Origin of the sequence: Nocardioides oleivorans (assembly GCF_004137255.1) — a bacterium.
Classification (GTDB): domain Bacteria; phylum Actinomycetota; class Actinomycetes; order Propionibacteriales; family Nocardioidaceae; genus Nocardioides; species Nocardioides oleivorans.
Genome location: NZ_SDWT01000001.1, coordinates 3,115,150 through 3,129,288, shown reverse-complemented (window position 1 = coordinate 3,129,288; position 14,139 = coordinate 3,115,150). Strand labels below are relative to the sequence as shown.

The window sequence follows — 14,139 nt, the reverse complement described above, 5'->3', positions numbered from 1 at the left end:
ACGAAGGGGCCCTCGTGACCGACACCGCCGTGCCGACCGACCGCACGACCGACCGCACGACCCATCCGTCCGACCGCCGCGGCAGCGCCCGGCCCGAGGACGAACGGGGCGTGTGGGTCGCCGTGCTGTTCGCCTGCACCACCTTCGTCGGCGCCTCGTTGCTCTTCATGGTCCAGCCGCTGGCCGCCAAGCTGATCCTGCCGTCCTTCGGCGGCTCGGCGACGGTGTGGAGCACCAGCTCGCTGCTGTTCCAGGTCCTGCTGCTGGCGGGCTACGTCTACGCACACGGGTCCACCCAGCGGCTGGGCGCTCGCTGGCAACCGCGCGCGCACCTGCTCCTGCTGGCGCTCCCCCTGCTGGCCCTGCCCATCGCGCTGCCCGCGCAGGCGGCGCCGTCGGCCGGGGACAGCCCGGTGCTGTGGCTGCTGCGCACGCTCGTGCTGATGGTGGGCCTGCCCTTCGCCGTGCTCTCGACGACCGGACCGTTGATCCAGCGCTGGTACGCCTGGGCGGGCGGCCCGCGCTCGGACGATCCGTACTTCCTGTTCTCGGGGAGCAACCTGGGCAGCTTCGTCGGGCTGCTGGCCTACCCGTTCGCGGTCGAGCCCCTGCTCACGCTCACCCAGCAGCGGACGTGGTGGTCGGCCGGGTTCGTCGTGTTCATGGTCCTGATGGCAGCCTGCGCGCTCACGGTCCGTGGCCGCACCGCGGAGCCGGGGGCACGGGAGGCGGTCGCCGCCGGACGTCCCTCGTGGCGCCAGGCCGGCCTCTGGTGCCTGTGGGCGTTCCTGCCCTCGAGCCTGATGCTCGCGGCGACGGCCCACCTGTCGACCGACATCGCCGCGGTGCCCCTGCTCTGGGTGCTTCCGCTCGCGGCCTACCTCGCCTCGTTCGTGCTCGCCTTCGCCCGCACCACGCGCACCGTGTCCGCCACCCTCGTGCTCCCGTGCGTCGTCCTCGCCGTGACCACCGGCATCGTGTCCGGGCTGGGCAGCACCGCGCTCTCCTCGCTGGTCCCCCTCGTGGTCGGCGCCAACGTGGTGTCCGTCGGCGTGGCCGGCTTCGCGGCGCACGCGCGGCTCGCCGCAACGAGGCCGGACCCGACCCAGCTCACCTTCTTCTACCTCGTGGTGTCGGTGGGCGGGGCGCTGGGCGGACTGCTCAACGGGGTCGTCGCCCCGCTGCTGTTCGACGGCGTGTGGGAGTACTTCCTGACGGTCGCGCTGCTCCCCGTCCTGGCCATCGGTGTGCCCGCCGTCCGGCTCACGCCCCGGCGCGTCGTGGTCGGCCTCGCCACCGCGGCTGCGGCGACCGGCGCGGTGGGCCTGCTCAGCGTCGTCTCCGGGCTCGGAGCCGTCCAGAGCGCGGTGCTGGTCGCGGCCGGGCTCGTCGCGGTGGTCGTCGGCTGGCTCGCCATGCGCGCACCTGCCCTCCTGTGCGTGGGCCTGCTCATCGCTGCCGTGGCCGTCGTCGTGGTGCAGGAGCGGTCCTCGTTGCTGACCGAGCGCACGTTCTACGGTAGCTACCGGGTTCGGGCGGTGGACGGCCAGCACCGGCTGCTGCACGGCACGACCATCCACGGCACCCAGTTCCTCGACGAGGCGCGGCGTGACGTGCCGACCACGTACTACGCCTCGGACGGGCCGGTCGGCGACCTGATGTCCGTCGTCGAGCCGACCGACGTGGGTGTCGTCGGCCTCGGCGCCGGCGCCATCGCCGCCTACGGCACCGCGGACACGCACCTGCGGTTCTTCGAGATCGACCCGGTCGTCGCACGGATCGCGGAGGACGAGCGCTGGTTCTCCTACCTGGGCGACTCGCCCGCGGAGGTCGACGTCGTGGTGGGCGACGGGCGCCTGATGATGGAGCGCGAGCCGGAGTCGTCCTTCGACCTGCTCGCGCTCGACGCGTTCAGCTCCGACTCGATCCCCGTCCACGTGCTCACGCGCGAGGGCGTGGAGGTCTTCCTGGACCGGGTCCGCCCGGACGGCGTGCTCGCGGTCCACATCAGCAACCGGGTCTTCGACCTCCGCCCCGTCCTGGCCGCGCACGCCCGGGACCTGGGGCTGCGCGCGGTGATCGGCACCGGGGGCGAGGGTCCCGGCGCGGAGACGAGCGTGTGGGTCGCCCTCACCCGGTCCGACGCCGTGGCCGACGCGCTGACCGACCTGCAGCGCTGGGAGCCGCTCCCGACGTCGCCCAGCGTGGAGTGGACCGACGACTACTCCTCGGTGCTGTCCGTGCTGCGCTGACCCGCGGCCCCCGCATCACACCAGCGGGACGGTGAGCTCCCACTCGGTGCCCCACGAACCGCTCTCCATCACGGCGGTGCCGCCGAGCTCCTCGACCCGTCCCCGGATCGACGACGCGACTCCCAGCCGACCCTCGCTCGCGGCCTCCTCCAGGCGACCGGGCGCGATGCCCGGGCCGTCGTCGCGGACCGACACGGTGATCGAGTCGGGTGCCGCCTGCGCCAGCACCCAGGCGCCGGCGTCGGGACCCACGTGGGCGAGGACGTTGTCGAGGCAGGCCCGGGCCGCGGCGACGGTCTGCTCCGCCACCTTCGCGTCGACGAGCACGGTCCCGCCCGGCGTGGCCACCTCGACCCGCACGGGGTGCGCCGTGGCCATCGCCTCCAGCGCACCGGCGAGGTCGACCCGGCCGCCCCCGGCCGCCGGCACCGTGTCCTGCTGACGGATCAGGGAGCGCAGGCTGCGCTCCTGCTCACCGGCGAGGCGACCGAGCTCGGCCCACTCGCCGCCGGCTGCCGCACCTCGTCGCTGGGTCATCGCCAGCACCTGGAGCACGCCGTCGTGCACGGCCCGGGCCAGGCGGGTCCGTTCCTCCGCGGCCGCCGCCGCCCGCTCGGCGGCGTCCCGCTCGCGCGCCATTCGCTGCAGGGACTCGCAGAGGAAGCCGACGATCGGTCCACCGATGAGGATCAGGAACACGTTGCCGTAGTTGCCCTGGTCGAGCTCCGCGCGCGGCAGCACGTCGGCCAGCGAGATCAGCGCGGCTGCCACCAGGCCGCCCCGCCAGTGCCAGTGGATCGCCCAGGCGAGCAGCGCTCCCATGACCCAGAACCCCGGGATGGTGGCGTTGAAGTGCTCCGACTTCACCCACGGCGTCGCGGCCATGGCGGCCAGCACGATCGCGAGGTCGGCCACCAGCAGGGTCGGCGTACGTCGCGCGCGGTCGTGGTAGAGCCAGATGGCCGTCCCGGTCCAGACGACGAGGGCGGCGACGATCGCCAGCGCCACGTCGGGGTGGGTGAAGTTGTCGCGACGGTAGGCGTTGAGGCCGACCATGTTGACCGTCACCACGACCCGCACGATCGCGAGCGCGGAGTAGAGGCGGTCCTCGACGGCGAGGGACGAGTCCGCGCGGGGTGGCGCCGAGGTGCTCAGGACGCCTTCTGCTCCGGCCCGTCCCCGGCCTCGTCGGTGCCGGCCTCCTCGGCCGCCGCGGCTGCTGACTGCCGGGCGGCCTCCTGCTTGGCGGCCTCCCGGGCCTCCTTGTCGAGCTCCTTGGCCTTGCTGGCGTAGAGGTCGACGTACTCCTGGCCGGACAGGCGCATGATCTCGTACATGATCTCGTCGGTGATCGAGCGCAGGATGTAGCGGTCGTTCTCCATCCCGGCGTAGCGGGAGAAGTCGAGCGGCGGGCCGAAGCGCACGACCGGGCGGGTCCAGCTGCCGTAGACCTTGCCGTTGGGGGCGACCACGTCGGTGCCCACGACCGCGCACGGCACCACCGGGGCGCCGGACTCGAGCGCCAGGCGGGCGACGCCGGTCTTGCCGCGGTAGAGCTTGCCGTCGTGGGAGCGGGTGCCCTCGGGGTAGATGCCGAAGAGGTCACCCTCGCCGAGGATCTTCATCGCGGACTTCATCGCGCCCTCGGCGGCGTTGGCGCCGGACCGGTCGATGGGCACCTGGCCGGCACCGGTGAAGAACTTCTTCTGGAACCAGCCCTTGATGCCGGGGCTCGTGAAGTACTCCGCCTTGGCCACGAACGTCACCCGGCGCTGCAGGGTGAGCGGCATGAAGAGCCAGTCGGCGTAGGAGAGGTGGTTGCTCGCGAGGATCGCCGGGCCCGTCTCCGGCACGTGGTCGACGCCGAACGCCTTGGGCCGGAAGACCAGGCGGAGCACCGGCCCGAGGGCGACCCACTTCAGGAACCAATAGAGCACGGGCTGAGCCTAGCCCCCGCTAGCCGGTGACCCGGTCGATGAACTCCGCCGACTCGGCGAAGATGCGCGGGGCGTCGTTGTCGAGCGTGGCCACGTGGAAGCTGTCCTCGAGCACCCGCTCCTCGAAGTCCTTCGACGACAGCCCGGCGTTGAGCGCCTGCGAGCTCGAGATGTCGACGACGTGGTCGACGGCGGAGCGGAAGTAGAGCACCGGGATCGTGATCCGCGGCAGGTCGCGGCGCAGCTCGGCGTAGCCCGTGAACATCGACGCGGCCGCCTTCAGCGGGGTCATCGGGTAGCCGTGCTCGTCGGCGCCCGGCTTCTTGATGTCGTTGGCGATGCCGGGCATCGCCGGCACCACGTGCTGGAGCACGGGCAGCAGCTTGACGTCCTTGCGCAGCGTGTCGACAGCCGGGTTGACCAGCACGAGCCCGGCCAGGTCGTCGCCGCGGTCGGCGGCCAGGCGCAGGCACAGCGCGCCGCCCATCGAGAGGCCGACCGCGACCACGACGTCGTTCTCCGCGACGAGCGTGTCGACGGCACCGTCGACCGCGGCCACCCAGTCCGCCCACGAGGTCGTGTTCAGGTCCTGCCAGCGCGTGCCGTGACCGGGCAGCAACGGCATCTCCACGGCGTACCCGCGGCCCGCGAGGTCCTCGGCCCAGGGACGCATGGAGGCCGGGTTGCCGGTGAACCCGTGCTGGACGAGCACACCGACGCGCTTCCCGCCGGTCTGCTCGGGCCGCGCCGCCGTGGACATCGGCGCCACGAGGGCCGGGTCGAGGGGCGCCGCCGGGGCGCCGCGGAAGGGGATCTTCACAGGCGACAGTGTGCACCACGGACGGCCCCGGTGGCCGGTGGTCGGACGCGGGGACAGACGCGCGCACCACCCGCGGGCTACCGTGGTGCCGTGAGCCGGCCGGAGGACGAGAGCAGCACCGAGCTGGCGTGGCGCGAGATCGTGGAGAACTACGGCGATCGTGCCGTGCTGCCCGACGAGCGCACCGCCCCCGGGACCGGCTCGGGCGCTGGTCCCGAGCCTGCTCCCGCAGCCGATCCCGAGCCGGTCGACGCACGCCCGGGCGACCTGCCGTCCGACCTCGCCGGCGAGCTGCCCGACCGGCTCCTCGACGACGACGAGGTAGAGGCACGCCAGCAGGCGGTCGCGGAGTCGGAGCGGTTCCGGCCGCCGCTCCCTCCGCCGTTCCCCGTGCCCCGGACCTGGCAGCGGGGGCTCGCCTGGGCCGGCATCTTCCTGGCCCCGGCACTCGCCCTCGTGATCGCCCTGTTCTCGATCTACGTCAACCCGCTGTTCGGCTGGGTGCTGGTGCTGTGGTTCGTCGGCGGCTTCCTCTACCTCGTGCTCGAGATGCCGCGCTCGCCCCGCGATCCCTGGGACGACGGCTCGCGCGTCTGAGCCGGGTCGTCCTCCGGCCAGCCCACCCCGGCGAGCAGGAGCACGGCCCCGATGAGGGAGTAGTAGTTCACGAAGGCCTGCTTGGCGAGCACCACGGTCGCCAGCAGGCCGAGGCCGACGCACAGCGCGAACGCCGTCGGGCCCGGGCGGGTGCGCCACGCGACGAGGGCCGACACCACGATCCCGGTGAGCGACGAGACCGTCGTCAACCAGCCCGGGAGCTCTCCCACCGCCTCCTGGAGGGCCGGGAGCAGCGAGACCGCGTCGTCGCGGAACGGCTGGACGAACTGCAGCTGGACCACCGACCAGTAGAACTCCCGGGGATCCATGAGGGCGAGCGACCCGACGACCACGACACCCACGGCCCCCGCGGCGAGCACGACCCGCACACCGCTGCTCCGCAGTACGGGCCAGAGCGCAGGCAGGAAGTAGGCGGCGTACTGCTTGGCGGAGAAGAACGCGCCCAGGCCGAGGACGACCGCCCACGTGCGGCCACGGTGCATCCCCCACCACGTGAGCGCGAACAGGCCGGCGATCGCGGGCTCGATCCAGTAGTTGGCCAGCACCAGGGGGGTGGCGGGGGCGAGCGCCAGCACGACGATCGCGGCGCGGCCGAGCGCGTCGCTCGCCACGCGCCAGCCGAGCGCGAGCGCGAGCCCGAGCAGCAGGGCGTGCATCCAGACGGGGTCGCCGACCAGTCCCATCGGCAGGTCGAGCAGCAGCACCGCCGGGAGGTAGGGGAACCCGAACTGCAGCCGACCGTCCTCGACCACACCGGGGCCGTAGACGCGTGCGCTCTCCCCCGGCGGGTAGACGTCGGCGAACGTGAGGGCGTACGGCGACTCACCGCGCGCGAGCGCGGCGACGCCGTCCCTGACGAAGACCTCGACGTCGATCGGCTGGTCCCAGGTGCTGACGAAGGCCGCCACCAGGACGGCGTACGCCACCGCGAGGACGGCGTACGACCAGCGCGGGAGGCACCCCGGGACGAGGATCGCCGCGCCGCCGAGCACGAGCACCACTGGGGCCGTCGCGAGGACGGGCACCCCGGCCCCGTTCACCAGGGCGATGCCGCCGACGAGGGCCACGCCGACCACCGCGGCCGCGGCCATCAGCCACAGGAGCGGCCGGACGCCGACCGCCGCGCCCGGACGCCGTACGACGACGAGGAGCGCCACCACGAGCGCACCGAGGAGCAGCGCGTAGGTCGCCGACAGCACCGGGGTCGACGCCCAGGGGCTGAGCAGGCAGACCGTCCCGGTGAGGACGGTGAGCGCTCGTGCCACGGGCACCTGGGAGTCCACCGACACCCGCGCAGTATGCCAAGCAGGCCTTGGATAGGGTCGCTGCGTGGGTGCGAGGGAGACGGTCGAGGTCACGGGGCACCTGATGGACAGCGGGATCCTCTCCAGGATCCTCGACGACATCCGCGACTACGGCGGCGACTACGTCATCGAGAAGTTCGACGTCGGGCACGAGACCAACGACCCGAGCAGGGCGCGCATCTCGATCGAGGCCGAGGACGACGGTCGCCTCCAGCGCCTGCTGATGCGGCTGCAGACCCGCGGGGTCAACCAGGTCGCGGTCGGCAACGCCGTCCTGGCCCACGCCGAGCTCGACGGCGTGCTCCCCGACGGCTTCTACTCGACCACGAACCTCGAGACCCGGGTCTGCCTGGACGGTCGCTGGTTCGACGTGGAGAACCCGGAGATGGACTGCGGCCTGCTCGTGGCCGGGTCCGACACCGACGACCCGCGGGTGCGGACCATCCCGATGTCCGACGTGCGCTCCGGGATGCAGATCGTCGTCGGCGCCTCGGGCATCCAGGTGTCGGTGCCCGCGCCCGCCTCCCTCGGCGAGGCCTTCGGCCCACCCTCGGACTCGCCCCACGAGCGACCCCAGACCGTGCTGGTGCGGCAGGTGGCCGACGCGATGCGCCAGACCCGGGCCGACGGCAAGCGGGTCCTGTGGGTCGCCGGGCCGGGCATCGTGCACACCGGTGCCGCGCCTGCGATGGTGGCGCTGATCGGTGCGGGCTTCGTCGACGTGGTCTTCGCCGGCAACGCGCTCGCCACGCACGACATCGAGTCGGCGCTCTACGGCACCGCCCTCGGCATCGACATGAACACCGCGCAGGGCGTCGAGCACGGTCACGAGCACCACGTCCGGGCGCTCAACACCATCCGCAAGGCCGGCTCGATCGGTGCCGCCGTGGCCGACGGGACCCTGGGCAGCGGGATCATGCACGCGCTCGTCAGCCACGAGAAGCGCTACGTCCTCGTGGGCTCGGTCCGCGACGACGGTCCGCTGCCCGACGTGCACACCGACGTGATCGAGGGCCAGCGCGCGATGCGGGCGGAGATCCACGACATCGGCTACTGCCTGATGCTCGCCACGCAGCTGCACTCCGTGGCGACCAGCAACATCCTCCCGGCGACCGTCCCGCTCGTGTGCGTCGACCTCAACCCGGTCACCGTGACCAAGCTCGCCGACCGCGGCACGAGCCACGGCCGCGGCATCGTCACCGACGTCGGCCTCTTCCTCGAGCAGCTCGCCCTCGAGCTGGTCCCGGACTACCGGAGGGGCTGAGCGGCCCGGTCGGCCACGAGCAGCGCGGCGCCGACCATCCCGGCCTCCGGACCCAGCTCGGCCCCGACGAGCCGCGGCACCACGCGGTGGCCCACGCCGACCAGGGTGCGCTGGAGCGCCGTCCGTGCCGGGTCGAGGAGCCGGTCGCCCGCGGCGGAGACGCCGCCGCCGATGACGACGACCTCCGGGTCGAGCGCGGCGACGAGGTTGGCGGTGCCGACCCCCAGCCAGTCGCCGACCGAGGCGAAGGCGGCCCGGGCGACCAGGTCGCCGGCCTCGGCGGCCGTCGTCACCATCGGCCCGGTCACCCGGTCCGGGTGGCCCTCGCTCATCTCCGCCAGCACCGACGGCTGCTCGACCATGAGGGCACGCGCGTCGCGCACCAGCGCGTTGCCGGAGGAGTACTGCTCCCAGCACCCGCTGCGCCCGCACTCGCACGGTCGACCACCCGGCACGACCTGCATGTGGCCGAACTCGCCGGCCATCCCGTTGGCGCCGCGCAGCACCCGACCGTCGAGCAGCACGGCCCCGCCGATCCCGGTGCCCATGGTGATCATCAGGGCGGACGACGCACCGCGGGCGGCACCGTGGTGGGCCTCGGCGCGGGCCGCGCAGTTGGCGTCGTTGTCGAGCAGCACCGGACAGCCGAGGCGCTGCTCCAGCAGGTCGCGCAACGGCTCGCCCTGCCACGGCAGGTGCGGCGCGAACATCACCCGCTCGCCCGCCGAGTCGACGAAGCCGGCCGCCGCGACCCCGACCCCGACGAGCTCCCGGTCGCCGGCGGACTCCACGATGGCCTCCACCAGGGCGTCCTCGACCTGGCTCGTCACGACCCGCCGCCCCGGCGTCGTACGACGCGCGGTGGAGGTGACCCGACCGTCCGCGCCGACCACCCCGGCGAGCACCTTGGTGCCGCCGATGTCGACGCCGACGACGACCCCCGGCCGGTCCGTCACCGGTCCCCCGGCCAGTCCGACGACGCCGCGTCCTCGGGACCGTCATCGTCGTCGAGGTCGATGCGCTCGACGTCGCTCGAGGGATCGCGCCGCGGGTCGGGCGTCGCCAGGATCGCCGCGGCCGCCTGCGCCAGGGAGGTGACGGCCGAGGACAGGTGCGCCTTGACCTCGGGGCTCAGCTGGCGCACGGCGTGGACCGTGCGGCAGACCGGGCACACGCTGCACTCGGTGGAGCCGGTCGCGAGGTGCTCGTCGAGGTCACGGACGGCCGCGCCGGCGTGTGCGGCGAGGCCGGAGAGGCCGTCCCCGGCCTCGCCCGCCTGCTCGCGCGCCCAGCCGGACAGCACGCCGAAGAGCTTGGCGGCCTCGTCGCCGAGGGAGCCGACCCGGGGATCGGCACCGGGGTCACGGGCGTCGTCGCTCACGTGGCCTCCTCCGTCGCGGTGGTGTCTGCGGCGGCCTCGGTGAACCGCACCTGGAGCTCCCCGTCGCGCACGCGGGCGCCCGCCACGCGGTGCCGCGCCAGCCCGGAGGGCAGGGTCAGGAGGCGACGATACGACGCCACCGACACGACGAGCTCGTCGCCCTTCCGGGCGAGGGCGACGTCGTCGCGCGTGACCAGCGGCAACGGCAGCGACAGCACGACGCTCCCGCCCGAGCGACGTACGTCCAGGGCGGGTCGCGGTGCCCCGCTCGCGAGCGGGTCGTCGTCGCCGTAGACGTCGCGGGCGAGGGCGAGCAACGCCTCCCGCCCGACCGGCTCGCCGGAGCGGTAGACCGAGGTGCGCACGTCCAGGCCCGCGAAGGAGTCCTCGGCGTCGGCGAGCACGTGACGCTGGGCGTCGACCCAGGTAGCGCGCCAGTCGTCGGCGCCGCCCTCGGGGAAGACGCGGTTCACCACCGCGGCGTCGACCGGGTAGCCGAACATCGTCAGGAACGTGTAGGCCCGGCGCGCCTCCGCGAGCACCACCGACTCCGGCGTCAGCACGAGCCGGACCGAGGTCTCCGGGCCGGTCAGCACGGTGCGTACGTCGTCGAGCTCGGCGTGCAGTCGCTCGATCGCGTCGAACACCGGGTCGCCGGGCATCGGCACGCCGGCCGCCCGGGTGAGCACCGGCTTGAGCGCCTTCACCACCCGCCGCTCCATCGGCAGCACACGGGTCATGTACCACCCGAGCGCCTCGGGCAGCGCCAGCAGGCGCAGGGTCTCCGCAGTCGGTGCGCAGTCGACGACGAGCACGTCCCACTCCCCCGACCTGGCCTGCGCACGCACCTCGAGGAGCGCCAGCACCTCCTCGGCGCCGGGGATGACGGTGAGCTCCTCCGCCGCGACCGGGTCCACGCCGGCGACGTCGAGGACGCTGAGCAGGTAGCCCTGGATGTCGCGCCAGGACCGCTCGAAGCGCTCCTGCGCGTCGACGTGCTGCACCCAGAGGTGGGGTGCCGCCTCGGTCGGCTCCCCGGTCGCCTCGACGTCGAGCGCGTCCGCCAGGGAGTGGGCCGCGTCGGTCGAGAGCACGAGCGTGCGGTGCCCTGCCTCCGCGCTCGCACACGCGGTGGCGGCGGCGAGGGTCGACTTGCCTACCCCGCCCTTGCCGGTGAACAGGAGGATCCGCATGCGGGACCGGGCGTCAGAGCGTCTCGACGCGCTTCTTGAGGCCCTTCAGCGCGGTGTCGATGAGGATCTTCTCGCCCTTGCGCTTGAGCATGCCGATCAGCGGGATGCTGACGTCGAGCGCGAGGCGGTAGGTGACCTCGGTGGTGCCGTCGCCCTGGTCGACGAGGGTGTAGGCACCGTCGAGGGCCTTGAGCATGTTGCCCTCGACGAGGGTCCAGGTGACCTCGCGGTCGCCGTCCCAGTCGTAGGCGAGGGTGTACTCGTCCTTGATCGGGGAGACGTCGAGCGCGAAGTAGACCTGCTCGGCCCGGCCACCGGACCCGGGCGCCGTGACCTCGACCTGCTTCATGCCCTTGGCCCACTCGGGATAGGACTCGAAGTCGGCGATGACGGCCATGACGTCGGCCGGCGGGGCATCGATCGTGATCGATGCAGAGGTCTGGTCGGCCATGGCCGGAGCCTAGCCCACCGCTGCCGCGCCGCCCCGGCCGTGCTCGGCTCCCGCCCCCGGGCGATAGCCTGCGCTCGCAGGCGATTCGTTCGATCCGGGAGGTCCCACCGTGCGCGAGTTCTCGACTCCGCTCTCCATCTCCATCCCCACCACCGGCAACCTCACCGACGACGTCGTCGTCAATGCCCGCGAGGCCGGTGACACCGCGGTCTTCAGCCGCAACACGGGAGCAGGCTGGGTCGACGTCACCGCCTCCGAGTTCCACGACGAGGTGCGCGCCGTCGCCAAGGGCCTCGTGGCCGCGGGCGTCGAGGTCGGCGACCGCGTCGCGCTGCTCTCCAAGACCCGCTACGAGTGGACCCTCTTCGACTACGCGATCTGGTTCGCCGGCGCCGTCACGGTCCCGATCTACGAGACCTCCTCCGCCGAGCAGGTCGGCTGGATCCTCCAGGACTCCGGTGCCCGCGCCGTCGTCGCCGAGGGCCCCGACCACCTCGCGCGGGTGCGCGAGGCCCGGGAGTCCGGCGACCTCACCGAGCTCCAGCACGTCTGGTCGATCACCGACAACGCCGTCGACGTCCTCCAGCGGCTCGGCTCCGACATCACCGACGACGTGCTCGAGGAGCGCCGCACGTCCGCGACGCCGCTCGACCTCGCCACGCTCATCTACACGAGCGGCACGACCGGCAAGCCCAAGGGCTGCATGCTCACCCACGGCAACTTCATGTTCGAGCTCGGCGTCGCCGTCGACGAGCTCGCCGACCTGTTCGAGACCGACGACGCCTCGACGCTGCTGTTCCTGCCCCTGGCCCACGTCTTCGCCCGGATCATCCAGGTCGGCTGCGTGAAGAGCCGCGCGCGGATGGGGCACAGCGCCGACATCAAGAACCTCGTGGCCGACCTCGGCGAGTTCCAGCCGACCTTCATCCTCGCCGTCCCGCGCGTGTTCGAGAAGGTCTTCAACACGGCCTCCCAGCGCGCGACCGCCGACGGTCGGGGCGCGATCTTCGACCGTGCGGCCGACACCGCGATCGCCTGGTCGCGCGCTCGCGACGCGAAGAGGGTGCCCGTGCGCCTGCGTGCCCAGCACGCGGTCTTCGACAAGCTCGTCTACGGCAAGCTGCGCCAGGCGCTCGGCGGGAGCTGCATGTACGCCGTCTCCGGCGGCGCGCCGCTCGGCGACCGCCTCGGGCACTTCTACCGGGGCATCGGGCTCACCGTCCTCGAGGGCTACGGCCTGACCGAGACCACTGCGGCGCTGAGCGCCAACCTGCCGGACGCCACGAAGATCGGCACCGTGGGCCGACCGCTGCCCGGGACGAGCGTCCGGGTCGGCGACGACGGCGAGCTGCTGTTCCGGGGCGGGCAGGTCTTCGCCGGCTACTGGGGCAACGAGGAAGCCACCGCCGAGGCGCTCGACCCGGACGGCTGGTTCCACACCGGCGACGTCGGCGAGGTCGACGACGAGGGCTTCGTGCGCATCACCGGCCGCAAGAAGGAGATCCTGGTGACCGCCGGGGGCAAGAACGTCGCCCCCGCCGTCCTCGAGGACCGGCTGCGCGCCCACGCCCTGGTCGACCAGTGCCTCGTGGTCGGCGACGGCCAGCCCTTCATCGGCGCACTGGTCACGATCGACCGCGAGACCTTCCCCGGCTGGGCCGAGCAGCACGGCAAGACCGGCGACGTCGCCGACCTCGTCGAGGACCCCGACCTGGTGGCCGCCGTGCAGGAGGCCGTCGACGAGGCCAACAAGGCGGTCTCCAAGGCCGAGTCGATCCGCAAGTTCATGATCCTGCCAGGGGAGTGGACCGAGGAGGGCGGCCAGCTCACCCCGAGCATGAAGCTCAAGCGCAACGTGGTGGTGCGCGAGGCACGCACGGAGATCGACGCCCTCTACCTCGGCTGAGCGTGGACCGACGGTCACGGGCTAGACCATGACTACGTCGGACTAGTCACAACGGGCTATGCCGATGCTGCCTTCGGGTGGTTTGTCAGTCTTAGCCTCCGTCAGGGGTGGGGCGCACCTATCGTCGTGTGCCACGAGGGGACGTCGGGGCCACTCGTGGACTTGCGACGGTGGCACAGGCGCCTTCAGCGAATCGGATGTCCTTCCCGGCACGTTGTTCTTCGATCCACACCCCCGTGGACCTGACACCGAAGGAATGCCTCATGGCACGTCGTTCCGTACTCCTGGCCGTGGCCATCATCACGGCCCTGGTCGGCACCCTGCTCATCGTCATGTACGTCCAGGGCATCGACAACCGCGCCACCGAGGGCCAGGAGCTCGTCGAGGTGCTCGTCGCCAAGGAGGTCGTCAACGCCGGCGAGCCCGTCGCCGACGCCGAGTCCGCAGGCAAGTTCGAGAAGGCCCAGGTCCGCCGCGAGGACCTGGTCCCCGGTGCACTGTCCTCCTCGACCAGCGTCACCGGCCTGGTCGCCACCGGCAACATCTACCCCGGCGAGCAGCTGATCGCCGACAAGTTCGGCACGGTCGGCGACACCGAGAGCCTGGTCATCCCGGACGACAAGCTCGCGATGTCGGTGGAGCTCACCGACCCCGAGCGCGTCGCCGGCTTCGTGAACCCCGGCTCCGAGGTCGCGATCTTCGTGACCGTCTCCACCCCCTCCCAGTACACCCGGGTCCTGCTGACCCGCGTCACGGTGATCGGCGTGGGCACGACCACGTCGACGTCCCGAACGGTGACCGACGAGACCGGGGCCGAGACGACCGAGGCGATCCCGAAGACGATCCTCACCCTGGCGCTGAACCAGAAGGAGTCAGAGAAGCTCATCTGGGGCGACCGCTTCGGAGACCTCAACTTCGCGCTCCTCAGCGACAAGACCAGGGTCGTCGACGAGAAGGGCACCGACATCTCGATGGCCGTCCCCGGCGCGCCTGCTCCCGCGGTGGGCTGATCG

At 72.6% G+C, this 14,139-nt stretch carries 13 protein-coding genes; 5 read left to right on the top strand and 8 right to left on the bottom strand.

The features are described 5' to 3' along the window. Positions 1-14 precede the first annotated feature (14 nt). A complete protein-coding gene (locus tag EUA93_RS14980) occupies positions 15-2,252 on the top strand; it encodes a fused MFS transporter/spermidine synthase family protein (RefSeq protein WP_129400862.1) in 2,238 nt (745 codons plus the stop codon). A 15-nt stretch (positions 2,253-2,267) separates the two neighbouring features. Here EUA93_RS14980 and macS read toward each other — a convergent pair whose 3' ends face one another. The 3 genes from macS to EUA93_RS14965 are packed head-to-tail and all read right to left on the bottom strand — an operon-like array spanning position 2,268 to position 5,009. Beyond that, the gene (gene macS / locus EUA93_RS14975) at positions 2,268-3,407 is read right to left on the bottom strand and encodes a MacS family sensor histidine kinase (protein ID WP_129401271.1); all 1,140 of its coding nucleotides are present in this window, start codon (positions 3,405-3,407) and stop codon (positions 2,268-2,270) included. Next, a complete protein-coding gene (locus tag EUA93_RS14970; protein ID WP_129400861.1) occupies positions 3,404-4,189 on the bottom strand; it encodes a lysophospholipid acyltransferase family protein in 786 nt (261 codons plus the stop codon). Before EUA93_RS14970 ends, macS begins: the two co-directional genes overlap by 4 nt. A 19-nt stretch (positions 4,190-4,208) precedes the next feature. Next, positions 4,209-5,009 (bottom strand): alpha/beta hydrolase, encoded by an 801-nt coding sequence (locus EUA93_RS14965; RefSeq protein ID WP_242497388.1) that lies wholly within the window; start codon positions 5,007-5,009, stop codon positions 4,209-4,211. Positions 5,010-5,099: 90 nt separating this feature from the next. On the opposite strand from EUA93_RS14965, the gene EUA93_RS14960 reads away from it, so the two are divergent. Beyond that, positions 5,100-5,606 carry a hypothetical protein gene (locus EUA93_RS14960; protein WP_129400860.1) on the top strand — a complete coding sequence of 169 codons (507 nt, stop codon included), beginning with the start codon at positions 5,100-5,102 and terminating at the stop codon, positions 5,604-5,606. Here EUA93_RS14960 and EUA93_RS14955 read toward each other — a convergent pair. Further along, a complete protein-coding gene (locus EUA93_RS14955) occupies positions 5,543-6,916 on the bottom strand; it encodes a hypothetical protein (protein WP_129400859.1) in 1,374 nt (457 codons plus the stop codon). The genes EUA93_RS14960 and EUA93_RS14955 overlap by 64 nt on opposite strands. Before the next feature lie 40 nt (positions 6,917-6,956). On the opposite strand from EUA93_RS14955, the gene EUA93_RS14950 reads away from it, so the two are divergent. Continuing rightward, positions 6,957-8,195, top strand: coding sequence for an ornithine cyclodeaminase, nickel-pincer nucleotide-dependent (locus EUA93_RS14950; protein ID WP_129400858.1), 1,239 nt, complete (start codon positions 6,957-6,959; stop codon positions 8,193-8,195). On the opposite strand, the gene EUA93_RS14945 is transcribed toward EUA93_RS14950, so the two are convergent. The 4 genes from EUA93_RS14945 to EUA93_RS14930 are packed head-to-tail and all read right to left on the bottom strand — an operon-like array spanning position 8,180 to position 11,220. Beyond that, the gene (locus EUA93_RS14945) at positions 8,180-9,151 is read right to left on the bottom strand and encodes an ROK family protein (RefSeq protein ID WP_129400857.1); all 972 of its coding nucleotides are present in this window, start codon (positions 9,149-9,151) and stop codon (positions 8,180-8,182) included. The two genes, EUA93_RS14950 and EUA93_RS14945, sit on opposite strands and share 16 nt — an antisense overlap. Continuing rightward, entirely contained in the window at positions 9,148-9,576 is a 429-nt protein-coding gene (locus tag EUA93_RS14940; RefSeq protein WP_129400856.1) for a hypothetical protein, read from the bottom strand. The genes EUA93_RS14945 and EUA93_RS14940 overlap by 4 nt, the downstream gene beginning before the upstream one ends. Continuing rightward, on the bottom strand, positions 9,573-10,769 hold the full coding sequence (locus tag EUA93_RS14935) for an ArsA family ATPase (RefSeq protein WP_129400855.1): 1,197 nt from the start codon (positions 10,767-10,769) through the stop codon (positions 9,573-9,575). Before EUA93_RS14935 ends, EUA93_RS14940 begins: the two co-directional genes overlap by 4 nt. A gap of 13 nt (positions 10,770-10,782) precedes the next feature. Beyond that, positions 10,783-11,220 carry an SRPBCC family protein gene (locus tag EUA93_RS14930; RefSeq protein WP_129400854.1) on the bottom strand — a complete coding sequence of 146 codons (438 nt, stop codon included), beginning with the start codon at positions 11,218-11,220 and terminating at the stop codon, positions 10,783-10,785. Positions 11,221-11,329: 109 nt separating this feature from the next. On the opposite strand from EUA93_RS14930, the gene EUA93_RS14925 reads away from it, so the two are divergent. Further along, positions 11,330-13,126, top strand: coding sequence for an AMP-dependent synthetase/ligase (locus EUA93_RS14925; protein ID WP_129400853.1), 1,797 nt, complete (start codon positions 11,330-11,332; stop codon positions 13,124-13,126). 263 nt (positions 13,127-13,389) lie between these two features. Next, the gene (gene cpaB / locus EUA93_RS14920; RefSeq protein WP_165355167.1) at positions 13,390-14,136 is read left to right on the top strand and encodes a Flp pilus assembly protein CpaB; all 747 of its coding nucleotides are present in this window, start codon (positions 13,390-13,392) and stop codon (positions 14,134-14,136) included. Positions 14,137-14,139: the final 3 nt, after the last annotated feature.